The organism is Actinomyces israelii DSM 43320, assembly GCF_000711965.1.
In the GTDB taxonomy this organism is placed as follows: domain Bacteria; phylum Actinomycetota; class Actinomycetes; order Actinomycetales; family Actinomycetaceae; genus Actinomyces; species Actinomyces israelii.
Genome location: NZ_JONS01000016.1, coordinates 22,539 through 46,166, shown reverse-complemented (window position 1 = coordinate 46,166; position 23,628 = coordinate 22,539). Strand labels below are relative to the sequence as shown.

Here is a 23,628-nt window from a genome sequence, read left to right as displayed (position 1 = left end):
TGACGGGCTCCACCCGTGGGCCCGTAGGCCCATGCGTCGAAGTGAATCATCCTGACGTCCGATGTACACCTGCCATGTTGTTTGCGAGACTGTGATCATGGTTGTGATCAATGACGTCGTGAAAAGACATGGGAGGCGGACTGTCCTTCATCACGTGTCCTTCACGGCGGCGTCGGGCAGGGTGACGGGCTTCGTGGGTCCCAACGGCTCAGGGAAGTCCTCGACGTTGCGTATCCTACTGGGGCTGGATAGGCCTAGCTCCGGGACAACGAGCATCGGTGGGATGAATTATCGGGCGTATCGGTACCCGTTGCGCATCGTGGGTTCGATGCTGGACGGTCCTGGTGCCCACCCGATGCGCTCGGCTCGAGCTCATCTTAGTTGGGTCGCGACCAGCAATAAGATACCCGTTAGGCGAGTGCCTGAGGTTCTTGAGCAGGTGGGGCTGAGCGGCGCGGAGAATCAGCGCATCGGAACATACTCGTTGGGAATGGGGCAGCGCCTAGGACTTGCCACTGCCTTGTTGGGCAGTCCTGAGTACCTCGTCCTGGATGAGCCCGTGAATGGGTTGGATCCCGAGGGGGTGCGCTGGATGAGGGGTTTGCTGAGAGAGCATGTCGATATGGGTGGAACAGTTTTGCTCTCGAGTCACCTGATGTCTGAGCTGGCTGAGATTGCAGATGATATCGTGGTCATATCGCAGGGCCGCATCACCGCGGCTGGAGCACTTGCAGATATCACCAGGGGGTACTCCGATCTGGAGTCCGCCTTCTTCGCCTACACGAAGAGCGGTGCTTCAGTATGATGCTGGTAGGGGCTGAGCTAAAGAAGTTGTGCACTCTGACGTCGATCTGGGTGGCAACCGTGAGCTGCATTCTGGTTCCTGTTGGTCTGGCCGCGCTCAGTGCGCGCGCGGCGCATCGTGCTCTCAGTACCGGGGGGCAAAGAGGGCTGCTGAGCACGTCTACCGTCGATGCAGGATTCGGGCATCTGATTTTTGGCACTATCGGTGTGGTGGTGATCGGCGTGATTATCATGTCGAGCGAGTACGCAAGAAATGCTCAGAAAGTCGGGCGATCGAGGCAATTGACGACTACCATGGTTGCAGTGCCTCGGCGATTTCGAGCAGTGACTTCGAAGATCGTCGTGCTGTGCATGTGGGTGATTGTGACTTCCGTTGTGGCGACGGCAGTAACGATTATTACGTCACGGCGCATACTCGGAGAGTACGCTAGCCCACTGGATGGGACATGCTGGCGGCGCGTCGCTGGAGTGTCAGTGTTCTGGGTGATGATGGCATTGATTTCCTGCGCCTTCACGGCGGTGACCCGGAGTGGTGTGCTGCCGTTAGCTGTTCTTCTCGCGAACAGCACGGTCCTCTCATTCAGTCGTCTTCTCTCGCTGGTTACCGATTCGGCTAGGTATCTACCGGACACGGCGGCGCTCAGTACGTTCTTGGTGGAGTCTCCTGTAACGAACGCCGTGGACGCGGCAACCGGTTTCTATTTATGTGCGGCATGGGCTCTACTGGCGGTAGTGATTATTGTCGTGAGTTGGGTGACGAGGGATGCGCAGTCATGAGTACTGTAGCTTCCGAGTTCAAGAAGATCGTCTCCGTGCCGGTGACATGGGCGGTCTTCGTGTGTACTGTCGTATTTTCTGTAACAGTCTCGCTGGTGTTCGAGTCTCGGTTTGGAGATCAGGGGCGGATGGTAGACCTGGATATTCTGAAAACGATTCCTGACTATATCGCGATCGGCTTTGTTGTGCTCGGGACTGTTCTCAGTGGTCAGGAGTACCAAGGAGGGCAGATATATACCACTATTTCTGCGGTACCGCAACGATCGATCCTGGTGACGGCCAAAATTGCGCTATTCTCGGTGGTGCTTTTTCTGCTGGGGCTGGCCTCAATGTCGGCTGCCTCTGCCGTAATCCTGGAAAAGGTCAGCGGGGAGGCTGTACGTATTGTGTGCTATAGCAGCATCCATCTTGCAGTTATGGGCATGCTTCCGGCGCTGCTGGCGTTCCTGGTAAGAGCCGTTGTGCCGACACTCAGTGTAAGTCTGGTGTTGCTGGTGGTGGCTCCCCCGGTGTTAATGCCGTTGACGGACTGGGTCGAGTGGCTGCCGTCGCAGGTTAGTGCGGATCTGTTCCTGAAGAGTGATCTCTCCTATGAGGCTTCTTCTGTCGCTGTGCTTACATCCTGGATCATGGGTATCGGGTGTGCCGGCGTCGGGCGTTTCGTCTATGGTGATTCATGAGCGGGCGGGGTTCAAGAAAGGGGGAGAGGACCTCGTCGGTCATTCTTCTGCTGATCTGAGCAGATGATCAGCGGTGTTCCTGTCCTGGGAAGGAGGTGAGAGCGTTGTCACACATTTCATACACGGCGCCTAGGATGGTGGTGCTCGGAGACTTCTCCGACGTCACTCGGTGCCTGTGGTGGGGGGATTGTCGGGATTTTCTCGGCTGCGGACTCGTTCCCATCTGCATCTGACATGAGGAGAACCTGATAGTGTTCGGTGGGGGTGCGTATGATGTAGTCATATGCGCACCCCCACCGAGCGGAGGCTAGGAGAGATTGGTGGCACGGTACGGTATCCTGATCCTGGAGGATGGCGATAGCAGTGACCCATGTATTCCTGATGGATTCATCGCGTTGTCTCGTTACAGCTCGGGACGCCCGTGCGTGACTGCTTTTAGTCAAGCGAGCGACTACTCAGTTGCAGATGAGCGGATTGGGATGCTAGTCGTTTTCGGGGATTATGGTGTGCGGGAGCGCATCAAGACGTTGTTCCGCTCCGCGGCCGATATCGAGGTCTTCAGTCGAGAGGTCTGTGAGATCGGTGGTCGTTGGGTCGCTGTTACACATCATGAAAAAGTGATCTACTGCCATCAGCCTTTCTTGACCAGGGATCCCATGTTCTGGAGTGTGCGTGGGCGGGGGAGGATCGCGTCAACTGATCTTGGTCGTCTCGTTCAGGGGTGTGGCACCTCGGATCTGAATACTGTTTCACTGGCACTTAGTGTGACGCCTCTGGGCGCTCCCTGGCCATTCAATAGAACCACCATCGGGAACGGAGTGAATAGAGTATCGGTCGGAGAGAGGCTGGAAATTCGGGGTAGCGGTGTTAAAGTAACGCGGGTTTGGCGCCTCCCTGAGGCGTACGCCGATCGCGATCAGGTGGTGCACGACTTGTCGAGCCTGCTTCCGGCCGTCGTTTCCACCTTGGTAGGGAGCGATGATCGCGTGGGAGTCGATTGTTCCGGGGGTCTCGATTCAACAGCGGTTGTATATATGCTGCATCACTGCGCGTGTAATATCGATGCCTATCATTATGTTGCATCTGATCCGAGCAACGAGGACCATGTGTGGGCCTCCCGGGTTCTAAGCGACATCGCCATTAAGCCTCGTCTCATCGGCAATGAGATCGCGAATATTTTCTTTCGCTCAGATGTAGAGGTTGAGGAGCCAGAGACTGGGGGCCCCTTCCTCTGGGGTGCGGGACGCATGTATCTGCGGGCCGTTGCGAAATCCAGTACAGATAACGGTGTGACGAGTCACTTCACCGGTTTTGGTGGAGATGAGCTGTTCACCTCTATGCCGGCCCAGCTGTGGTCGCACTATCAGAGATATGGTTTCAGTTCCCTGTTGACTTTAAGGCGTGCTGCTAAGAGAAATAGAGTAAAGCTTGTCGACCTGTATTCTGAGGCCCGGAGCGCCACGCCATTTCATTCAGACCTTCTTGAGTCCTGGACGTTTAGCGGAGGGAGATCTGCCGTTGATCTTTCCTGGGGGAACGCGATGGAAATTCCTGACTGGGTTCACCGTGATGCTCTCCAGGCCGTTGGGGAGGCAGTCCATCTTCTTTACGATCAGGAGATACAGCCGCTTTCGCCTGATCAGGCTCGGCATCAGGCTCTCGCTTCACTCTCATACGAGGCTGAGTTGTTAGATCAAATATCAAGCAGATTTGGACGCGATGTGGTCGAATGGCAGTCGCCATTTCTGGACTGTGAAGTGGTGCTGGCGTCCCTGATGCTCGATGTGGGCGACCGGACCGAGGCCGGCAGAGGTAAGTCTTTGCTCAAGGACTCCATGAGGGGGATGGTACCTTCATCCGCGTTTGCGCGAAGGAGCAAAGGCGACTACAGCATGGAGCTGTATAGGGCGATGGAGGCGAATCGAGAGAGTTTGCGCAGTTATTTTGACGAGTGTTACCTGATGGACCTCGGTATTGTTGATGCGGATAAGCTGAGGCGCGCGGTGCTGTCGGGTGTCAACGATACTGCTGAGCTCCATGCTATTCAATCCACACTTGAGGTAGAAAGATGGTTACGTAACATGGGTTCTCGGCATCTGGGGGTGTGAGGTGCGACTTGGTGAAGGTATTATTCTCAGTCACGTGGACGATGGGGCAATCGTTTTGGATTCGAATAGAGGGGTTTATTTCCGCTTGAACCGCACTGCGTCCTCTGTCCTGGAGAGGTTGTTGTCTGGACTGTCGAAGGAGGAGACAGCTAAGAGAATATCTGTCAGCATGGAGGTTGACGAGGGGGAGGTTCTTAATGATATCGACTCTGTAGTCGCACAGATGTCAGAGGCGAGTTTTTTGTCGAGGGTGATTGATGTGGCCATCCCGGTCGGGCCTGAGGCGTCGGTGAGAATTACTCTTTCGGAGAGAGCGAGGGCGCTATTCGCTGTAGGCGCGGGGTCGTTGGTTGCTCGTATGAGCCCGCGAAGGATCTGTAACTTTCTTGAATGGGTCGGGAGAAAGAGTGACCCAGCGGACGCGGTGCAGGCTGGAAGGGCCAGGTACGCAGTTTGTGCTGTCAGTGCGAGATGTTCGGGGATGGGGTGTCTGCTCCGCTCCGTGTCGGCCTTCATCTATTGTCGGTGTCAGGGAACGTCCCCTGACTGGTGCAGCGGGTTCCGCACCTCGCCATTCGCCGCTCATGCATGGATTGAGGTCGATGGCTGTCCGGTTGGGGAGCCTGGATCATTGTCCTCGTTTGTCACTGTACTCTCCGTGAGGCCACATCGCCATGATGCGGAGAGATACGGGATGGGTAAGGGGACGGGAGCCTAGGTCTTCTGCCATGGGGTTATGGTCGGTTCTTCCTGATGTTCGTTTGAGAACGTCGTGGTTGGACCAGGCCGCCTTCGTAGGCGGCCACTACCAGTTGCGCCCTGTCGCGGGCTTCAAGGTTCTTCAGTAGTGCTGCGACATGAGATTTCAGTGTGGAGTGCGTGATATGCAGGGTGGCTTCGATCTCCGCGTTGGACATTCCGGTGGCGATGAGCGCCAGGACCTCGGCCTGGCGAGGGGTCAGTTCTTCTTCGATGCTTGTCGGGGCATGGATGGAGGGAGACTGTGCTAACGCCAGGGATAGTGCCTCTGAAGGGAGGACCGAGTGTCCCAGGTGTAAGGAGCGCACTGCATTGATGACCTCTTCCGGTGGTGCATCTTTAGTTATGTACCCCACCGCACCATTGCGTAGAGCCTGGACAACCTTTTGGTCTTCGCTGAAGACCGTGAGCATGCACACCTTCGTCCCTGTGACAGAGGGGTGCAAGTGGATTCTTCTAGTGGCCTCCACCCCATCGATCTCACCCGGCATGCGGATATCCATCAGTATGACATCGGGCTTGAGCCGGAGGGCATCCTTGATCGCATCCGCTCCGCAACCGGACTCGCCAACTACCTCGATGCCTCCGCTGCTCTCCAGTATGGTGGTGAGCGAGCGACGCAGCAGCAGCTGGTCGTCAACGATGAGAACTCTGATTCTTTTTCCCATCAGTTTCCCATCAGTCGTCCTGGGGGTCAGGGATAACTGCATCGACAATATACCCGTTCGACGTCTCGCCTGAAGTGATGCTCCCCCCGAGTGAGTTGCACTTCTTTTGCAGCAGGAGCAGCCCGATCCCGGCGCCGGGTGAGGCGGGCGGCGCGGGCTCGGGGGCTTCGTTGCGTACGATGATGCGGATGTTCTCGTTTTCTCTGCTAATTCTTACCTCGGTGGGTGCGCCGCCGGCGTGCCGCAGGACGTTCATGAGAGACTCGTGTATCACCAACGATGCAGCTTCTTCCGCCTTCCTGCTGTGAAAGGCTGTTGTGTGTTTGACCGCCAGGCTGACACCGGAGGCGCTAGCCTGCGCATAGATCTGCTGCAATGGCGCGGTAGGTACCGGGACGTGGGTGCTGGATTGCAGCAGGGCCAGGAGCCGGCGCATCTCCCGGGCAGCGGCGCGGCTTTCCGACTCTATCGTTCTGAGTGCAACGCGCGGATCGGATTCGTCCGCGAGCAGGCATGCGCTCGCCTGAACTGCGATAGAGGCGATCCGGTTCGAGATGATGTGATGTAGGTGCTCAGTGAGACTGAGTCTTTCCTGATGGACAGCATCCGCGATCACCTGATCCCGACGGCGTCGTTCCATGGCCTTCCGGGTCCTGCTTCTGATCAGCAGCGCCAATGAGACGACGGCTAGCGATGCGATCAGTACGTACGGCGTTATGCCATAATGGGCGGACTCGGGTCCGCAGGCGACAACCACCATGACGCCGACAAATATAGCCGTTAACGTCACTGCGCTGTTGATCCTGGCTCTCGTCCCGGTCATTGCGCGTACACACCTGCTCGATCGGGGTAGAGCAACCTCTCGGCAGACGTGCGGATCAGGTTGGCGGTGGCTGCTCCCCCCCTGCACGGTTATCGTTCACCATGTCGCCGTCCATGCCGGTCAGCGCGGTGAGTGTTTCAGGACCGGCCGGCGCCGTGGCCGCGCTGGGAGCGGGCCAGGATGTCCAGGAGGTACTGGCCGTAGCCGGACTTGGCCAGTGGCTCGGCCCGGGCGCGCAGGCCGTCGTCGTCGATGAAGCCCATGCGCCAGGCGGCCTCCTCCGGGCAGCCGATGGTCAGACCCTGGCGGTGCTGGATGGTGCGCACGAAGCCGGTGGCGTCGGCCAGGGAGTCGAAGGTGCCGGTGTCCAGCCAGGCGGTGCCGCGGGGGAGGACCTCCACCTTCAGGCGCCCGGCGTCCAGGTAGGCGCGGTTGACGTCGGTGATCTCGTACTCCCCGCGGGCCGAGGGCTTGAGGGCCCTGGCGATGCCGACGACGTCGTTGTCGTAGAAGTACAGCCCGGGCACGGCGTAGTCGCTCTTGGGCCGGGCGGGCTTCTCCTCGATCGAGATCGCCTTGAGGTCGGCGTCGAACTCCACCACGCCGTAGGCGGTGGGGTCGGCGACCTGGTAGGCGTAGACGACGCCGCCGTCGGGGCTGGTGTGGCGGCGCAGCCGGGTGCCCATGCCGGGGCCGTAGAAGATGTTGTCGCCCAGGACCAGGGCGGCGCTGTCGGAGCCGATGAAGTCGGCCCCCAGGACGAAGGCCTGGGCCAGGCCGTTGGGGACCTCCTGGACCGTGTAGGACAGGTTGACCCCCAGCTGGGAGCCGTCGCCGAGCAGGCGGTGGAAGCTGGGGGCGTCGTGCGGGGTGGTGATGACCAGGACGTCCTGGATGCCCGCGAGCATGAGGGTGCTCAGCGGGTAGTAGATCATCGGCTTGTCGTAGACCGGCATGAGCTGCTTGGAGGCGCCCAGGGTGATCGGGTTGAGTCGCGTGCCGGAGCCTCCGGCCAGAATGATGCCTCGCATGGCCCCAAGTATGGCCCATGCGCGCCGCGATTGCCGCCGCCGCCGTCGAGACGGCCGCCGCGGCGCGCGGGCCGGCTGCGGCGCGTCCCCGGCGCGTCTTCGGCCCGCGGCGGGTGATGGGCTAGCGTGCCTGTCGTGGAACGACTCATTGGCGCACGCCAGACCTATGGCTGGGGCTCGGCGGCGGCCATCCCCGAGCTGCTCGGCGAGCTCTCCGACGACCGTCCCTGGGCCGAGCAGTGGTACGGGGCCCACCCCTCCGGGCCCACCGCCCTGGTCGGCCGCCCCGGCACCCTGGCCGATCTCATCGACGCCGATCCTCAGCGGCTGCTGGGCGAGGACGTCGTGCGGCGCTTCGGCGAGCACCTGCCCTTCCTGCTCAAGCTCATCGCCCCCGAGCGGGCGCTCTCGCTGCAGGTCCACCCCTCCCTGGACCAGGCGATCGAGGGGTTCCGGCGCGAGAACGAGGCGGGCCTGGCGCTGGACGACCCCGACCGCTCCTACAAGGACGCCAACCACAAGCCCGAGATGGTGCTGGCCCTGACGCGCTACGAGGCCGTCGCGGGCTTCCGCGCCCCTCGCCGGGCCGCCGAGGTCCTCTCGGGACTCGACTCGGCCCTGGCCCACCGCATGCGCCGCACCCTGCGGCTGAACCCGACCCGCTTCGGCATCCGCCAGGTCTTCTCCGACCTCGTCTCCACCGGGACCCGTCCCACGGCCGTGGAGATCAATGCGCTGGTGGCGGAGATCGACGCGCGCCTCGAACGGGGGTCCTCCCCCTCCCGGCGCGCGGACACCAACGCCGTGACCATGGCCCGGGCCTTCCCGGGCGACCCGGGGGTGGCGGCGGCGCTGCTGCTCAACCCCGTCACCCTCCACCCGGGCGAGGCCCTCTTCGTGCCCGCGGGCAGCGTGCACGCCTACATCAGCGGTCTCGGCGTGGAGATCATGGCATCCTCCGACAACGTGCTGCGGGCGGGGCTGACGACCAAGCACGTGGACGTGCCCGAGATGCTCGCCTGCGTGGACTACGTGGCCGCCCCGCCGGTGCGCCCGGCGCCGGAGTACCTCTCCCGCGCCACCCGCGCCTACTACGCCCCTGTGGACGACTTCGAGCTGCTCGTGACCACGGTCGTCCCCGCCGACGGCCGGATGCAGGTGCCCGGGCGCGGGCCCCGGATCGTGCTGGCCGTCGAGGGGACGACGACGGTGACCACTCCCGCCGGCCAGGCGGCCCTCGGGCGCGGCCAGGCCCTGTTCGTCGGCGCCGACGAGCGCGTGCTCGCCGTCGAGGGGGACGGCGTCGTCGTCCAGGCCGACGTTCCCTGAGGCCCGATGACTGGGTCCGGGTGCTCGTCCCCGTCCGGCCGCGAGGACCGGACGGAACCGGCCCCGGAGCCGCCCGTGCCGCCCATCAGGCCCCCGGTCCGGCTCCGACGGCCCCCTCCTGGCGCGCGGCGGCGGCGAGCAGGGCGGCGTCGGCGTCGGGGGAGACGAGCACCGCCGTGAGACCGGCCCGCCAGGCGGCCAGGACGCCGAGCACCGCCCGCTCGGTCGTCTCCTGCCTGATCAGGAGCGCCCGGGCGCCGGCCGCGAGCGCCGCCTCGGCGCCGGCGTCCGGGCGGCCCTCGGCCAGCGCGTCCCGGCTCACCGTGCGCGCCCCGCCGTCGCCGACGACCCTGAGGGCGGGTTCGGAGCCGCCCGTCGGGGCGGCCGGGAAGCGGTCCGCGAAGGGCATGACGTCGGCGATCCCGTCGAGCACCAGCGGCGGGAGGGCTCCTGGCCAGCGCGTCGCGAGCGACCCCATTGTCACAAGTACCTGAACGTCCGCTGAGGGAAACAACCAACGAATCCTGAATGCGACCGACATGACGGGGGCTTCACTTAGTAGGTTTTCTACAAAAATGTCGTTGCTTTCGAGCAGCACAGGTGTGGCGCCGGCCACCCATGCGCCTGCGCACCAGGTCACCGCCCGCCAGTGCGGGCTCATTCCCAGGTGCACGTCGGCGCCGGGGCCGGCCTCGGTGGTGACGAAACCTGCGCACTTGGCGTGCCACATGCTCAGGACGTGTCCGGTCAGCTCGATGCGCTCGCCGGGGGCGTACCACACCAGCCAGGGGCGCGAGGAGTCCGAAGTGGAGGGCAGGACCCGGATCAGCGCGTCGGTCATGGGCCGATTCAAGCAAAAAGGGAGCGCGGTTCAAGCGGGCGCGCCCTCTGGGGCGCCACCGGCTCGCGGCGGCCCGGCCCCGGGCGGCGCGGCGGCCTCGGGGACGGGCGGCCGGAGGGGCGCGGGACGGGGCGCCGCCGGTGCCCGCCCACCGGGGCGCGTGCGCCGGGTCCCAATCCGGGGGGTGGCCGGAGGGGCGTGTAGAGGAACCCTCAAAATCCTGGCTCCGCGGCTCCTGTTATCGTTCCGTTACATGGACTTTTTGTTGGAATGACGCCGATGGTCACGATTGGGTGACATATCCCTCGCCGGCTTGACTCTCTTTGCTGACACCCGTGTAATTCATGGGTAGTTAATCTGCCCCTGACCTGAAGGGAAGCCAACGTGTGGAACATTCTCGGCGAGGGTCCGCTCGCGCGTACCGACGAAGCTGACGACCAGACCCTCCTGTTCCTCTTCGGCGGTGACGAGGTCGACGAGGGGCCGCTCGCATGGCAGGAGCGCGCCCTGTGCGCGCAGACTGACCCGGAGGCCTTCTTCCCCGAGAAGGGCGGCTCGACGCGTGAGGCCAAGCGCGTGTGCGCCACCTGCGAGGTTCGCGAGGAGTGCCTCGAGTACGCTCTGGCCAACGACGAGCGGTTCGGCATCTGGGGCGGCCTGTCCGAGCGGGAGCGTCGCAAGCTCAAGCGTCGCGCCGTATGAGCCCAGAGGGTCCCGGCGCCTGGTCCGCCGGCGGGACCGAGGCGCTCGCCGTCGTCGTCACCGCCGGGGTCACGCCCTACCTCCGCCGGACCCTGCGAGCCCTCGCCCGGCAGACCGTGGCGCCCAGGACCGCGATCGTCGTCGATGTCGCCTCGCGCCACAACGGCCTGGGCGACGGGACCCCGGTCGAGGAGGCCGTCGCCGCCTCCGGGATCGGCGCCTGCACCCGGGTGCGCGTCGTGCGCGCCCCCGACGCCAAGGGCTTCGGCGGCGCGGTGAGCCGCGGCCTGGCGCTGTACGACGAGCTCGCCGGGGCCGATCCGCACGCGCCCTCCCCGCGCCGTCGGCGCAGCGGGACGCGATCCGGGCGCTCACGCGGCAAGAACGCCGGGAAGCGCTCCGAGGACCGGGGCGACAGGGGCGAGCAGGGCTGGCTGTGGCTGCTCCACGACGACTCGGCGCCGGCCGCGGACTGCCTGGAGGCTCTCCTGACCGCGGTGGCGGAGACGCGCTCCGCCGCGCTGGTCGGGCCCAAGCAGGTCGACTGGGACGATCCCGAGCAGCTCCTCGAGGTCGGGCTGCGCACGACCGCGTCGGCGCGCAGGGCCAACGACGTCGTGGCGGGCGAGATCGACCAGGGTCAGCACGACGACCGCTCCGACGTCCTGGCGGTCGGCACCGCCGGCGCCCTCATCGACCGCGCCGTGTGGGAGGACCTGGGCGGCACCTCGCCCGAGTTCCCCGTCTTCAACGACGGGCTCGAGCTGTCGCGGGCGGTCCGGCTGGCCGGGCACCGCGTCGTCGTCGTCCCCCAGGCCGTCATCCGGCACCGGCGGGCCGCCTACCTGGGTCTGCGCCCCGCCCAGGGCGGGGCCGCCGGGCGCGCCGACGCGGACGGGCGGCCCGCGGTCCCGCAGCCGCACGCGGCCGATCCCGACCCGGACCGCTCCTTCCGCGCGCGCCGCACCGCCCAGCTCCTCGCCTGGGCGACCTTCTCGGCCCGGCCCGTCGGCCTGCTGCTGATCTGGTTCCTCATCCTGGGGGCCGTTCGCGCCGCCGGGCGCCTGCTGACCAAGTCCCCGTCCCTGGCCCGCGCCGAGCTCGGGGCCGCTCTGGCCGTCTCCCGCCGCGGCCGCGGCATCAGGCGGGGCCGCAGACGCCTGGCCGCCCATGCCACCGTGCGCCGCTCGGTGCTGGCCCGGCTCTACGTCAACGCCGCCGACATCCGCTCGGTGCGCCGCGACCGGGTCCGTCAGGAGCGCGAGCGCATCGCGCGCGCCGAGGCCCCCAGCGAGCTGGAGCTGGGCGAGCTCGCGGCGCTGGCGCGGCGTCGCCGACTCGTGCTGGCCGGCGTGCTGGCGGTGGCCCTTCTCGCGACGGGGGTCGGCCTGGGCGCGGTGACGGCCGCCGGCGCCGTCACGGGCGGCGCCGGGGCGGGCCTGGCCGCCGGCGGGCGCGCCCTGTGGAGCGCCGCCTGGGCCACCTGGGCCGCCTCCGGCGACGGCTACCCCGCCGTCGTCAACCCGCTGCTGGCGCTGCTCGCGCTGCCCGTCGGCCTGGCGGGCCGCGTCGGGCTCGACGGCGACGGCCTGGTCCGCCTGCTGCTCCTGGCGGCCGTGCCGCTGGCCGCCCTGGGCGCCTGGTTCGCCGCGGGCACCGTGACCCGGCGCACGAGCCTGCGGGCCTGGGGCGCGCTGACCTGGGCGCTGGCCCCCGCCCTCCTGCTGGCCGTGGGGCAGGGGCGGCTGACGGCCGTGCTGGTCCACCTCGCCCTGCCCTGGGCGCTGCTGGCGCTGGCGCGGGCGGTCGGCGCCGACCGGCGCGACGCGGTGCTCTCGGGCATGGTCGACGCCCACCACGCCACCGCGCTGGAGAAGGCGGACCTCGACCGCTTCGCCTCGGAGCGCATCGAGGACCTCGCGGCCCTGGCCGACGACCCGGACGGCGACGGCGGCAGCGGTAGCGGGAACGGTCCCGGGGAGGACCCGGGCGCCGGCGCCGAGGAGTCCGCCGCGCCCGGCACGGACGAGCCGGGCGGGCGCGACGCGGCGGCCCCGCGCAAGCGGGCCGTCGCGCTGGCCCGGATCGTGGAGGAGAACGACGCCGAGCTCGGCGCCCCGGCCCCGGCGCGGCGCTCCGGCGACGCCGCCGACGGCGAGGAGGAGCCCCGAGGGGCCGCTGACGGCTCCGGCGGCCCCGACGGCGGCTCCGAGGGCTCGGGCTCCGGCGGCGCGCCCGCGCCCGCCGGTGCGGCTCGCGGCGGGGCCGTCGAGCGCTACGGCCCCGGCTCGCCGACGGCCGCCGCCGTCGCCGGGCTCTTCCTGACGCTCGTCGTCGCCGCCGCCCCGGCGGCGGCGGCGGTCGTGGTCGGCTGCCTGGTGGTTCTCATGACCACGGTGCGCCGGGCGGCCCTGCGACTGGTCCTGACCCTCCTCCCGGTGGCCGTCACCGCGGCGCCCGCGTGGTGGCGCGCCGCGCGCCTGGCCTCGGCCGAGGGCCCCGCCGCCGGGCTGCGCTACCTGCTCACCGACACCGGCGGCCCCGTGGCCGCCCCGGCGCCCTCGGCCCTCGACACCCTCCTGGGGGTGCCCGTCGACCTGACCGCGCTCGTGCCCGGCCCCACCCTCGTGCTGGTCGTCAGGGGGATGCTGGCGATCCTGCCCCTGGTCGCGCTCGGCGGCCTGGCCGTCGCGGGCCGGCGCGGGCACCGCGCCCGGGCCGGCCTGCTGGGCGCCGTTGGAGGCATGGGCCTGGCGCTCGCGGCCGTGCGCGTGACCACGGGGATCGGCACCCTGCCCGACGGGACCGGCTCGGTCACCGTCACCGGCTGGGCGGGAACCGGCGTCACCCTGATGACGGCGGGACTGCTCGCGGCGGGCCTGGCCGGCGCCGACGCCGCCCGCGCGGGCCTCGTGCGCCGCGGCGCCGGGTGGCCCCACCTGGTGCTCGCCGCGGTCACCGTCGTCGGGCTCGTCGTCCCGCTGGCCGTGGGGGCCTGCTGGGCCTGGGCCGCCCGCACATCCACGGGCCGGGGCGCCGACGCCGTCGTCAGGGCCCTGCAGCCGGGCACCCAGCAGGTGCCCGTCATCGCTAGGGAGACCCAGCGCTCGGCCGGCGCGGGCCGCGTCCTGGCCCTGGCCTCGACCTCCGAGGGCCTGGTCGTGCGAATCTGGCGCGGGCCGGGCACCCAGCTGACCGACGTCGTGCCCGACGTCCTGGCCGCTCAGATGCGTAGCCGCCTGGAGGCTCCGGGCGGCGCGGACCCGGCGGCCGGTCTCGCCCCGGCCGAGGGGGCTCTGAGCATGGCGCCCGCCGATCCCGCCGACGCCGAGCTGGCCGACATCGTCGCCCGGGCCACCGCCGGGCAGGACGAGACCGTTGCCGACGACCTGGCCGCCCACGGCATCGCCGTCGTCCTGCTGGCCGACGCCCCCGGGGACGAGACCACCGCCCTGGCCCGCGCGGGCCTGGAGTCCACGCCGGGGCTCGACCAGCTCGCGCAGACCGCTGCCGGCAACTCCTGGCGCGTCGGGCCGACCGGCGCCGCCGAGTCCGCCCGCGCCACCCTGGTCGCGGCCGACGGCACGACCGCGATTCTGCCCACCCCCGCGGGCGCGCCCACCGAGGTGAGCGCGCACGTCCCCGAGTCCGCCGAGGGGCAGGCCCGCACCCTCGTCCTGGCCGAGCGCGCCGACGCGGGCTGGTACGCCGAGCTGGACGGCGAGCCGCTCGAGCCGACCGGCGTCCAGGGCGCCGCCGGGACCTGGCGGCAGGCCTTCTCGGTGCCGCCGGGAGGCGGAGAGCTGGTCGTGGCCCACCGGTCCACGGCGGGCGCCATCGCCACCCGCCTCATCTGGGCGGTCTGGGCCGTCACCGCTCTGGCCGCCCTGCCCCTGCGGCGCAAGGGGGCCATCGCATGACGGGCAAGGCAGGCAGGACACGCAAGGCGGACGGGACAGGGGCGGCCTCCTCCGCCCGCCGGCGCCCGCGCTGGCGCAGGGTGCTCGGGCGAGCCGTCGCCCTGGCCGCCTCCGCCGCCCTGGGCCTCGCCATGGCAGGTCTGACCTGGGCGGGCGGCCGCGTCCCGGCTGACCGGAGCGCGGTCGTGACCGCCGCGCAGGTCCCCGCACCCGCCGGAGAGGCCGTCTACGCCTGCCACGCCGCCCCCAGCAACACCCTGGGCGCCGTCTCCGTCGGCAGGACGACCGCCACGACGACTCTGACCAGCCTCGACGCGGCAGCCTCCCTGACCTACAGGGGGGAGGCGCTGACCGGGCCCGCCACCACTCTCAACGAGGCCGCCGGGGGTGTGCTGAGCGTCAACCCGGACGGGACCAGGCCCACCGGAGCCGCGGGCGTGTCGACCACGCTGACCGCCGACGGCGACCTGCGCGGGCTCACCGCGGCCCCCTGCACGCCCCCGAAGGCGATCTCCTGGATCGTGGGCGGGTCGACCGCGCTCGGCTCGTCCGCCGAGCTGCGCCTGACCAACCCCGGCACCACGACCGTGACGGCCACAGTCCGCCTCTACGGCTCAGTCGGGGAGATCGCGCCGCCCGCGGGCGGCCAGGTGGTCGTGCCCCCGGGCAGGACCATGGGGGTCATGCTGGAGGCGGCCGGCAACGATCCCCGCCTGGCGCTGAGCGTGGAGGCCGTCGGGGGGACCGTCGTCCCCGCGCTGGTCACCGAGTCCCTCGACGGCGAGACCGCTGCGGGCACCGAGGTGCTCACGGGCGGCGCGGCCCCCGACACCGAGCTGACCGTCCCCGGCGTCGTCCTGGTCGAGGCGGCCGAGCAGGGCGAGAAGGCCCCCGGCGCGGCCGCCGGGGCGCCGGAGTCCTCGGACGCCCCGGCGGTGCGCCTGGTCAACCCGGGCAGCGCGCCCGCGACCGCGGCGATCTCGGTGATCGGCCCGGACGGCACTCGGGTCCTCCAGGGGGCGGACTCGGTGACCGTGGACCCGGGTGCGGTCTTCGACGTGTCCCTCAGCGGCGTGCCGGCGGGAGCCTACGGCGTGCACGTCAGCTCCGACGCCCCGGTGGCCGCCGGGGTCCGGCTCGTGCGCAGCGCGGGGGAGTACCCCGCGCGCTCGGGCGCGCTGCTGCACGACGTCGCCTGGTCGCAGGCGGCGACGCCTGACGCCGGTGAGGCCGGCTCCATCGCGCTGCCCCGCGCCGAGGGCCTGGCCTCCCAGCTGGTGCTGACGAACTCCGGGTCGAGCGCGACCACCGTGACCCTGGCCTCGGCCGACGGCTCCTGGAGCCAGGAGACTGAGGTGCCGGCCGGAACCACCGTGACACCGGAGGTGCCCGGCCAGGTCACGGCGCTGACCATCTCGGGTCCGGCGGCCCAGCAGGTCACGGCGGCCGCGGTGGTGACTGCGAAGGTCGGCGGGGACGCGGCCGGGACCCTCATCGCCTCCGTGCCGGCGGTGGCCGACTCCACGGCCCTGGCGGAGAGCGAGCTGCTACTGCGCTAGGCCCGCCGATCTCGGCACGGAGGTGAACCGATCTCGGCGAGGGACGGCGGTCCGGCCCGGCCGGTCGCTAGCCTGGGGCCATGCCCGTCTCGTTCCGCCGTGTCCCGGCCCTCGTACCCGCGTCCACCCGCCGGCGGGACCGTCACGGGCGCGGGCTGCGGGGCCCGCTCCTGCCCCCGCACCTGCCGGCGTGGCGCACGCGCGCCGAGCGCTTCGACGAGCTCGTCGTCTCCGCCGCCGAGGACCTGACCCGTCGCTGGCCGCAGGTCGGCTCCATCCAGTTCGCCGTGGAGGACGTGCCGCCCTCCGACCCAGCCCCCTGGGAGCACGGAGTCGTCCTGGGCAGGGGCTTCGCCGCCCGGCCGCGCGCCGACCTGCCCTCCCGCATCGTCATCTACCGCCGGCCCGTCGCCTCCCGCGCCCAGGGCGACGCCGAGCTCGCCGACCTCGTGCGCCGTGTCGTCGTCGAGCAGGTGGCGCTCATGCTGGGGCGCGGCCCCGAGGAGATCGACCCGGAGGCGTAGGGCCCGCCGGCGGGACACGATTGCGTGCGTCAGGTACCCGGCCGAGGGGCTGCGCGCGATAACCTGCGCGTGTGAGAAGAGTCCGACGCTGCCGCAGGTCCGGCTGCGAGAATCCCGCTGTCGCCACCCTGACGAGCGTCTACGCCGACTCCACCATCGTGCTGGGCCCACTGGCCACCGAGGCGCAGCCCGAGGCATACGACCTGTGCGCCAAGCACGTGGAGTCCTTCACCGCTCCGCGCGGCTGGCAGGTGATCCGCCTGGCCACCGACTTCGAGCCCGCCCCGCCGTCGGACGACGACCTCACCGCCCTGGCCGACGCCGTGCGCGAGGCCTCGCGCGCCCCGCGCCCCAGGCCCCAGCCGGCCGAGCGCGCCGGACGGCCGGGCGGCATCCTGCCCGATTCCCTGACGCGCGAGCCCGACACCCTGCCCGACCACCTGGTCGGCCTGGGCGACGGCGAGATCATGCGCCGCGGTCACCTCCGCGTCCTGCGCGGGGAGAAGGAGGACTGACACATGAGTGTCGTGCCCGACTCGCCCGTCCCCACCGGTATCGCGCCCTGGGTCCGCCAGATCCTGCGCTGCCCCGCCACCGGGGGCGGGCTCGTCGACGGCGTCGGCCCCGACGGCGCCGCGTGCCTGGAGTCCCCCGCAGGCGCCCTGAGCTACCCCGTGCACGACGGCGTGCCCATCCTCCTGGCCCACGAGGCGGCGCCTCTCCGGCGCCCCGCCCACCCAGCCGCAGGCCGGCGGCCGGGTGAGGGCGGCCGGCAGGCGCCCGCAGGGCTCTTTGAACCGATCTCGACGCGGAAGTGAACCGATCCGATCTCGACGAAGAGGGGCGGCGCCCGCTGGCCCGGCCCGAGCCCCCGTCGGAACCGATTGTCTATCCCTGGTCCATCCGCCTGTCGCGCAGCTCGAGCATGAACTCGCGGTCCCTGCGCTCGGCGAGCACCGCGGCCAGGAACCGCTCCGGGTGCGTGCCCACCGGTGCCGGCGGGAACACGTAGGGCTCGACGGCGGCCGCCAGCTGCGCCGCCAGGCGCGCTCGCGGCGCGGGCTGCATGGACGAGCCGCGCTGGAGGAAGGTCCGCCCGATCAGCGCGAGGTTGCCGGGCAGGGCGCGCAGATCCGCCTGCGCGGCCCACGCGGCCAGCTCCGGCGGCATGAGCACCGGGGGAGCGGCCTGGGCCGCCGAGCGCTCGCGGACCGCATAGGTCCCGGCCAGCAGGTCCCCCAGCCGCTTGCCCCGGCGCGTCACCACGCACACCAGGGCGGCCACCACGCCATAGGTCAGCCAGATCTCGAGCACCGCCACCAGGACGCGCACGAGGCCGTGACGCAGCCGTATCGCGCCGCCGTCGTCGCGCACCACCCGCGTTCCGGTCACGAGCCTGCCCGCCGACCGCCCGCGGGAGAGGACCTCGACGGCCAGGGGCACCACCAGCATCCACAGCAGCAGGACGAGTGAGACCACGACGATCTGCACCGCCTCCGATGGGAGCGCAGTGGTGGGGATCGTGGACAGGGTGATCACGGTCATGAGCAGACCGCCGCTGTACAGGGTGTAGTCGATCAGGCCGGACAGGATGCGCAGCCCGGCCGAGGCGGCGCGCACCTCCAGGGCGACGGCCTCGCCGGTGATCACCACATCGGGCGTCATCATCCGCTCGGACGAGGCCACGGCCTCATTGGTCATGCCAGACTCCTTCCGTGGACATTGATGCGTACGCGGCCGCGCACCGCGACCAGTGGGACCGGTTGGACGAGCTCACGCGACGACGTCGGCTCAACGGCGCGGAGGCCGATGAGCTGGTGAGCCTCTACCGCGCCACCGCCGGGCACCTGTCGCGCATTCGCACCGGCGCCCCGGACCCAGAACTTGTCGCCGAGGTCTCCGCCCGCGTGGCCGCCGCCCGCGGCCGGCTCACCGGCACCAGGGAGGCCCGTCTGAGCGACCTGAGCCGCTTCTGGGCCGAGTCGGCCCCGGCCGCGCTGTACAGGGTGCGCTGGTGGACGGTGGGCGTCATGGTCGCCGAGATCGCCATCGCCGTCGTCGTGGCCGTATGGACCCTGCGCAGCCCCGAGGCGATGAGCACCGTAGGCACGCCCCAGGAGCGGGACACCTACGCCCACTCCGCGTTCGAGTCCTACTACACCCGGTACGCCCCCAGCGAGTTCGCCGCCCAGGTGTGGACCAACAACGCGCGCATCGCCGCCGTCTGCGTGGCCGGCGGCATCACCGGGCTGCTGCCCGCCTACATGTTGCTCGCCAACGCCCTCAACCTCGGCCGGGCCGCCGCCGTCATGGCCGATCACGACGCGCTGGGCGTGTTCTTCGCACTCATCACGCCCCACGGCCTGCTGGAGCTGACCTGCATCTTCGTCGCCGGCGGCGCGGGGCTGCGCCTGTTCTGGACGCTGCTCGCCCCCGGCCCCAGGTCCCGCGTCGCCGCGCTGGCCGCCGAGGGCCGGGCCCTGATCACGGTGGCGGTGACGCTGACGGCGGCCCTCGCCGTCGCAGGCCTCATCGAGGCCTTCGTGACTCCGGCCCAGATCCCGTGGGCGGTCAAGCTCGTGGTGGGGGTCCTCGCCGTGGCCGTGCTGTGGGCCTACACCCTCGTGCTGGGGCGCCGGGCCGCGGCCGCCGGGCACACCGGCGATCTGGCCGAGGAGGAGGCGGGCGCCGCCCTGGCCGAGGCGGGCTGACCCTGCCCCGCCCGGGCGGAGGGGGAGCGGTCGGGCGGGCCGCGGGCGGGGCGGGCCGCAGGGCGGGTTCGGGGCATGCGCGCCCATCACAGGCGCCCCGCGGCCTTGAGGGCCAGGTAGGTGTCCGCCAGCGCCGGGGGGAGGGCGCCGGGCTCGGCCTCGACCACCTCGACCCCGCGGCGGCGCAGCCGGCCGCGCACCCGGTCCAGCTCGACGACGTCGCGCTCGGCGGCCGCCGCCGCGTAGACGGCCTCGCTGTTGGCGCGGTCGGCGCGCAGCGCGGCGAGCCCGGGATCGGTGGGGGAGGCGAGCACCACCGCATGGTCGTGCGCCACGCTGCCCAGGGCGCGCACCATCGGCGCCTCGCCGCCCGACCCGTCCAGGGCGGTGAGCACGACGACGAGCGCGCGCTGCGACAGGACCTTGCGCACCGTGGAGGCCAGCAGCGTCCAGTCGGTCTCCACCAGCTCGGCGTCCAGCGGCGCCAGGGCGTCCGCCAGGGCGCTCATGAGCGCGGGTCCCGACCGGCCCTGCACCTGGGCGCGCACGACGACGTCGAGGGCGACGACGTCGACCCGGTCCCCGGCCCGTGACGCGAGGGCCGCCATGAGCAGGCAGGCCTCGATGTGGGCGTCCAGCCGCGGCGCGTCGCCCAGGCGGGCCGCGGCCATGCGGCCGGTGTCGACCACGATGAGCACGCGCCGGTCGCGCTCGGGCCGCCAGGTGCGCACGACGACCTCGCCGCGTCGCGCCGTGGACCTCCAGTCGATGGAGCGCACGTCGTCGCCGACGACGTACTCCCTCAGGGAGTCGAACTCGGTGCCAGCCCCGCGGGTCATGACGGCGCTGCGGCCGTCCATCTCCCGCAGGCGCGCGAACCGGGAGGGCAGGTGCCGGCGCGAGGCGAACTCGGGCAGGACCCGCAGCCGTGCCGGCGCCAGCAGCGAGGCCTGGCGGCCGGCCAGCCCCAGGGGGCCCACCAGTCGCACCGTCACCAGGTCGGCCTGACGGTCTCCGCGGCGCGTCGGCGTGAGCACCGTGCGGGTGCGGCGGCGCTCGCCCGCGGGGACCGACAGCGACGCCCGCTCGCGGGTGGCCCCCGCCGAGGGGGGCCACGCGTCGCGCACCCGGGCGCTGACCCGCCGGCGCCCGGTGTTCGTCACGGTCAGGGTCGAGGTCGTCGAGCCCCCCAGGCGCACGGAGCGCTCGACGAGGCGCTGCGCGCGCAGGCTGCGCGGCGAGGGCGCCGCGATCACATCGACCGCCACGAGGAGCGTTGCGCCCGCGGCGCACACGACCACGGTCAGCGGTCGGGGCACGGCGAGCACGAGCAGGCAGCAGGCGGTCAGCAGCCAGACGGTGCGCATGGTGAGGTACACGCTTCCTCCTCCCTCAGGTCATCCCGGCCGGTGGGCCGGGCGGCGGCTCAAGACGCTCAGCGGGGCACGGGGACGGTGCGCAGCACCCCGTTGATCACGGACTCGGTCGTCACGCCCTCCATCTCTGCCTCGGCGCGCAGCTGGATGCGGTGGCGCAGGGTGGGCAGGGCGAGCGCCTTGACGTCGTCGGGCGTCACGAAGCCGCGCCCCGACAGCCAGGCCCACGCCCGCGCGGTGGCCAGCAGCGCGGTGGCCCCGCGCGGCGAGACGCCCAGCGACACCGACGGCGACACGCGCGTGGCCCGCACCAGGTCCACGATGTAGCCCAGGACCTCCGCGGAGACCCCGACCGTGCGCACCTGGGTGCGCGCGACGGACAGGTCGCCGGGGCCGGCCACGGAGCGCATGCCCGCGCCCGCCAGGTTGCGCGGGTCGAAGCCGGAGGCGTGCCGCGCGAGCACCTCGACCTCCTGGGCGCGCTCGGGCAGGGGCAGGACGAGCTTGAGCAGGAAGCGGTCGAGCTGCGCCTCGGGCAGGGGGTAGGTGCCCTCGTACTCCACGGGGTTCTGCGTGGCGACGACCATGAAGGGGTCGGGCAGCGGGCGCGGCTGACCGTCGATGGAGACCTGACGCTCCTCCATGGCCTCCAGCAGGGCGGACTGCGTCTTGGGCGGCGTGCGGTTGATCTCGTCGGCCAGGAGCAGGTTGGTGAACACCGGTCCCTGCCGGAAGGAGAAGGCGGCGGAGCGGGCGTCGTAGACCAGGGAGCCCGTCACGTCGCCCGGCATGAGGTCGGGGGTGAACTGGATGCGCTTGGTGCCCACGTCCAGGGCCTGGGCCAGGGAGCGCACGAGCAGTGTCTTGGCCACGCCGGGCACGCCCTCGAGGAGGACGTGCCCCTCGGCGAGGAGGGCGATGACCAGGCCCGTGACCGCGGCGTCCTGGCCGACGATGGCCTTGGCGACCTCGGAGCGGATGGTCGTGAGCCGTCCGCGCGGATCGTCCTGGGCGGCGGGCGCCGGGTCTGAGGTGGTGGGGGTGCTCATCGTGGAAGGACCTCGCTCTCGAGTCGGTCGAGCTGGACGGCCAGGTCCGCCAGGGCCCGGTCGTTGGATGGGGCGGGACCGCACAGGATCTCGTGGACGAGCCCGGGCGGCCGGCCGGCGACCTCGGCCGCGGTGCGGGCGACGGCGGCGCGCTCGGTGCCGGGCGGGAGGCCGAGCCTGCGGGTCAGGCGCAGCGCGGTCGCGGCGCGCAGCGCCTCGCCGGCGCGGTCGCGCGCCCCCGCGCGCCGGTACAGGCGGCCGCGCCCCCGCGTCGTCTCGGTGGCGCGCACGACCACGGGCAGGTCCTCGATCACGAGCCGCCCGAAGCGCCGCCCCCTCACCACGGCCAGGGCGAGGACGATGACGGCGCCGTGCGCCATGAGCACCGGCATCCAGCGCGGCAGGGACGCGTCGTCCCACACCGTGGGGGCCTCCTGCTGGGAGGCGTCGAACCACACCATGCGCCGGTTGTGGCCCAGGGCGCGCACGGCCAGGGAGGCGTGCCCCTCCTCGGTCAGGTGCGAGTTGGTCGCGGTCGTGGCGTCGGCGATGATCCGCAGCGCGCCGCCGCCGCGGGTGGTGGCGGTCGCGTAGGCCGCGTGGACGGAGCCGTCCGGGTCGGGCTGCGCGAGGGGGAAGCAGGCGGTGGCCTCGGCGCCGGCGCCGACCTGCACGGAGCCGCGCGAACCGGCCACGGACGCCGCGGCGGTGGCGTCCTCGTCGGGGCACTGGGCCGTCAGGACGGTGTCGGCGGGGGCCGACTGGCCCGAGGTGGTCAGCTCGCTCGAGCGGGTCAGCCCGGACAGCTCCTGGTACAGGGCGCCGACCACGACGACGTCGGCCCCGGTGCGCGCCAGCGCGTCCCGCTCCGTCTCGGTCAGGGTCCCGGCGTTGAGCAGCGCCACGGTCGTGCCCGGCTGGGCCGCGCGGATGGCCGCCTGGGGCGAGCGGACGGTCTCGGTCGACACGCCCTCGTGGTCCAGGAGCCGGGCGAGCGCCTGCGCCCCGTCGGGCCGGGGGTTGTCGATCGCGTAGGGGGTCTTGGAGTGCCGGGGCTGGGTCAGCGAGCTGATGATGGCGACCAGGAGCAGCGCCCCCACCGCCAGCATGAAGGGGCGCCACCGGCGGAGCCTGGCGGTCAGGGGCTCGCCGGCGACCTGGTCGTCCTCGGGCGGCGGGCCGACCGGTCGGGTCCCGCGGGAGGGGGCTGCGGCCGTCACTGCGGGCCCCCGATCGCCGGCGCCGGGGCCGGCGCGGGCCGGGGGGCCGGCCGGGTCCTGCGGACGGCCTCGGCGAGCTCGCGCATCCAGGCGTCCTGCTCCGGGGTGGAGACGACCTCGCCGTAGCGCACGGCGTCGAACAGCGCCCCGGCGCGGTGGAGGTCGTCGGCGAGGTCGACCACCACGGCGGCGGCGATGGTCGCCGCCTCGTGGGCGGTCATCCCCGGGTAGTCCTCGAGGGCGCCGCGCTCGTCGAGGGAGCGGATGATCGCCCGGAAGCGCTCGACGACGGCGGTGGCCCAGTCGCCCTGCCCGGCGGCGTCGTCCGCGGCCCTGGTCAGCGCGGTCGAGCTGCGGTCGTCGTCGAACAGCGCGCGCTCCGCACGGGTGCGGCGCACCCGGGTGATGCGGCTGAGCAGAGCCAGCAGGAGCGCCACCAGGGCGAGGACTACGACGACGACGATGAGGATGGACACCCAGCGCGGCGCCCCGGGCATGACGTTGCCGGGGTCGAGGTGCTCCACGATCCACCGCCACAGCCGCTCCCACAGGGTCTCCTGCGCGTGGTACTCCGGGCGCGCGAGCTCGCGCTCGGCGGCCTCGCGGGCCTGGGAGGCGTCGGGCGTGGCGGGGACGTCGGCGCCCGGCCTCATGCCGGTGCGCGGCGCGCCCAGCGCGCAAGGAGCGCCCGCGCACGGGAGGGCGGGCAGGATCGGCGAAGCGGTGCGGAGCATGGTGCTGCGGGAT

The 23,628-nt window shown here is 70.7% G+C and carries 23 protein-coding genes; 14 read left to right on the top strand and 9 right to left on the bottom strand.

All coding sequences use genetic code 11. The annotated features are described in order from the left end of the window. Positions 1–61: 61 nt before the first annotated feature. From O145_RS07200 to O145_RS19870, 6 genes are all read left to right on the top strand, one after another. Positions 62–805, top strand: coding sequence for an ABC transporter ATP-binding protein (locus O145_RS07200; RefSeq protein ID WP_324252493.1), 744 nt, complete (start codon positions 62–64; stop codon positions 803–805). Then, on the top strand, positions 802–1,581 hold the full coding sequence (locus O145_RS17185; protein WP_084682447.1) for an ABC transporter permease: 780 nt from the start codon (positions 802–804) through the stop codon (positions 1,579–1,581). The genes O145_RS07200 and O145_RS17185 overlap by 4 nt, the downstream gene beginning before the upstream one ends. Next, the gene (locus O145_RS07195; RefSeq protein ID WP_043561738.1) at positions 1,578–2,261 is read left to right on the top strand and encodes an ABC transporter permease; all 684 of its coding nucleotides are present in this window, start codon (positions 1,578–1,580) and stop codon (positions 2,259–2,261) included. Before O145_RS17185 ends, O145_RS07195 begins: the two co-directional genes overlap by 4 nt. A 95-nt stretch (positions 2,262–2,356) precedes the next feature. Then, entirely contained in the window at positions 2,357–2,494 is a 138-nt protein-coding gene (locus tag O145_RS19875; protein WP_411265950.1) for a lasso RiPP family leader peptide-containing protein, read from the top strand. A gap of 192 nt (positions 2,495–2,686) precedes the next feature. Beyond that, positions 2,687–4,369, top strand: a complete 1,683-nt coding sequence (locus O145_RS17180; protein ID WP_156966644.1) for an asparagine synthase-related protein — start codon at positions 2,687–2,689, stop codon at positions 4,367–4,369. A gap of 1 nt (position 4,370) precedes the next feature. After that, a complete protein-coding gene (locus tag O145_RS19870) occupies positions 4,371–5,087 on the top strand; it encodes a lasso peptide biosynthesis B2 protein (protein WP_411265949.1) in 717 nt (238 codons plus the stop codon). 16 nt (positions 5,088–5,103) lie between these two features. Here the strand turns inward: O145_RS19870 and O145_RS17170 are convergent, their stop codons facing one another. The 3 genes from O145_RS17170 to rfbA all read right to left on the bottom strand — a co-directional run bounded on the left by O145_RS17170 (position 5,104) and on the right by rfbA (position 7,650). Further along, positions 5,104–5,796, bottom strand: coding sequence for a response regulator (locus O145_RS17170; protein ID WP_084682445.1), 693 nt, complete (start codon positions 5,794–5,796; stop codon positions 5,104–5,106). 10 nt (positions 5,797–5,806) lie between these two features. Further along, positions 5,807–6,556: a sensor histidine kinase gene (locus O145_RS07185; protein WP_156966642.1), complete on the bottom strand. Its 750-nt coding sequence runs from the start codon at positions 6,554–6,556 to the stop codon at positions 5,807–5,809. A gap of 200 nt (positions 6,557–6,756) precedes the next feature. Further along, positions 6,757–7,650 carry a glucose-1-phosphate thymidylyltransferase RfbA gene (rfbA, locus tag O145_RS07180; RefSeq protein WP_043561734.1) on the bottom strand — a complete coding sequence of 298 codons (894 nt, stop codon included), beginning with the start codon at positions 7,648–7,650 and terminating at the stop codon, positions 6,757–6,759. A gap of 135 nt (positions 7,651–7,785) precedes the next feature. On the opposite strand from rfbA, the gene manA reads away from it, so the two are divergent. After that, the gene (gene manA / locus O145_RS07175) at positions 7,786–8,979 is read left to right on the top strand and encodes a mannose-6-phosphate isomerase, class I (protein WP_043561834.1); all 1,194 of its coding nucleotides are present in this window, start codon (positions 7,786–7,788) and stop codon (positions 8,977–8,979) included. A gap of 85 nt (positions 8,980–9,064) precedes the next feature. Here manA and O145_RS07170 read toward each other — a convergent pair whose 3' ends face one another. Beyond that, positions 9,065–9,820: a TIGR03089 family protein gene (locus O145_RS07170; RefSeq protein WP_043561731.1), complete on the bottom strand. Its 756-nt coding sequence runs from the start codon at positions 9,818–9,820 to the stop codon at positions 9,065–9,067. 447 nt (positions 9,821–10,267) lie between these two features. Here O145_RS07170 and O145_RS07165 point away from each other — a divergent pair, with 447 nt between their 5' ends. The 6 genes from O145_RS07165 (at position 10,268) to O145_RS07140 (ending at position 17,343) form a co-directional block, all read left to right on the top strand. Then, positions 10,268–10,522, top strand: coding sequence for a WhiB family transcriptional regulator (locus tag O145_RS07165; protein ID WP_229118420.1), 255 nt, complete (start codon positions 10,268–10,270; stop codon positions 10,520–10,522). Beyond that, positions 10,519–14,442: a glycosyltransferase gene (locus tag O145_RS07160; RefSeq protein WP_043561728.1), complete on the top strand. Its 3,924-nt coding sequence runs from the start codon at positions 10,519–10,521 to the stop codon at positions 14,440–14,442. The genes O145_RS07165 and O145_RS07160 overlap by 4 nt, the downstream gene beginning before the upstream one ends. Then, positions 14,439–16,001, top strand: a complete 1,563-nt coding sequence (locus tag O145_RS07155; protein ID WP_156966641.1) for a DUF5719 family protein — start codon at positions 14,439–14,441, stop codon at positions 15,999–16,001. Before O145_RS07160 ends, O145_RS07155 begins: the two co-directional genes overlap by 4 nt. Positions 16,002–16,081: 80 nt before the next feature. Then, complete coding sequence (locus O145_RS07150; RefSeq protein WP_449701835.1) at positions 16,082–16,525, top strand: metallopeptidase family protein; 444 nt, start codon at positions 16,082–16,084, stop codon at positions 16,523–16,525. A gap of 71 nt (positions 16,526–16,596) precedes the next feature. Further along, on the top strand, positions 16,597–17,040 hold the full coding sequence (locus tag O145_RS07145; protein WP_043561724.1) for a DUF3499 domain-containing protein: 444 nt from the start codon (positions 16,597–16,599) through the stop codon (positions 17,038–17,040). A gap of 3 nt (positions 17,041–17,043) precedes the next feature. Next, entirely contained in the window at positions 17,044–17,343 is a 300-nt protein-coding gene (locus O145_RS07140) for a Trm112 family protein (protein WP_324252492.1), read from the top strand. 70 nt (positions 17,344–17,413) lie between these two features. On the opposite strand, the gene O145_RS07135 is transcribed toward O145_RS07140, so the two are convergent. Continuing rightward, the gene (locus O145_RS07135; RefSeq protein ID WP_043561722.1) at positions 17,414–18,226 is read right to left on the bottom strand and encodes an RDD family protein; all 813 of its coding nucleotides are present in this window, start codon (positions 18,224–18,226) and stop codon (positions 17,414–17,416) included. 14 nt (positions 18,227–18,240) lie between these two features. Between O145_RS07135 and O145_RS07130 the strand changes: the two genes are divergently transcribed. Beyond that, positions 18,241–19,236 carry a stage II sporulation protein M gene (locus O145_RS07130; RefSeq protein WP_043561720.1) on the top strand — a complete coding sequence of 332 codons (996 nt, stop codon included), beginning with the start codon at positions 18,241–18,243 and terminating at the stop codon, positions 19,234–19,236. Positions 19,237–19,322: 86 nt separating this feature from the next. Here O145_RS07130 and O145_RS07125 read toward each other — a convergent pair whose 3' ends face one another. Genes O145_RS07125 through O145_RS07110 form a run of 4 tightly spaced genes read right to left on the bottom strand, consistent with a single transcriptional unit; the run spans position 19,323 to position 23,615 of the window. Further along, a complete protein-coding gene (locus O145_RS07125) occupies positions 19,323–20,615 on the bottom strand; it encodes a DUF58 domain-containing protein (protein ID WP_043561718.1) in 1,293 nt (430 codons plus the stop codon). A 56-nt stretch (positions 20,616–20,671) separates the two neighbouring features. Further along, positions 20,672–21,661, bottom strand: a complete 990-nt coding sequence (locus O145_RS07120; RefSeq protein ID WP_156966640.1) for an AAA family ATPase — start codon at positions 21,659–21,661, stop codon at positions 20,672–20,674. Next, on the bottom strand, positions 21,658–22,881 hold the full coding sequence (locus O145_RS07115) for a DUF4350 domain-containing protein (protein ID WP_043561715.1): 1,224 nt from the start codon (positions 22,879–22,881) through the stop codon (positions 21,658–21,660). The genes O145_RS07120 and O145_RS07115 overlap by 4 nt, the downstream gene beginning before the upstream one ends. Continuing rightward, positions 22,878–23,615: a DUF4129 domain-containing protein gene (locus tag O145_RS07110; RefSeq protein ID WP_229118415.1), complete on the bottom strand. Its 738-nt coding sequence runs from the start codon at positions 23,613–23,615 to the stop codon at positions 22,878–22,880. The genes O145_RS07115 and O145_RS07110 overlap by 4 nt, the downstream gene beginning before the upstream one ends. Positions 23,616–23,628 lie beyond the last annotated feature (13 nt).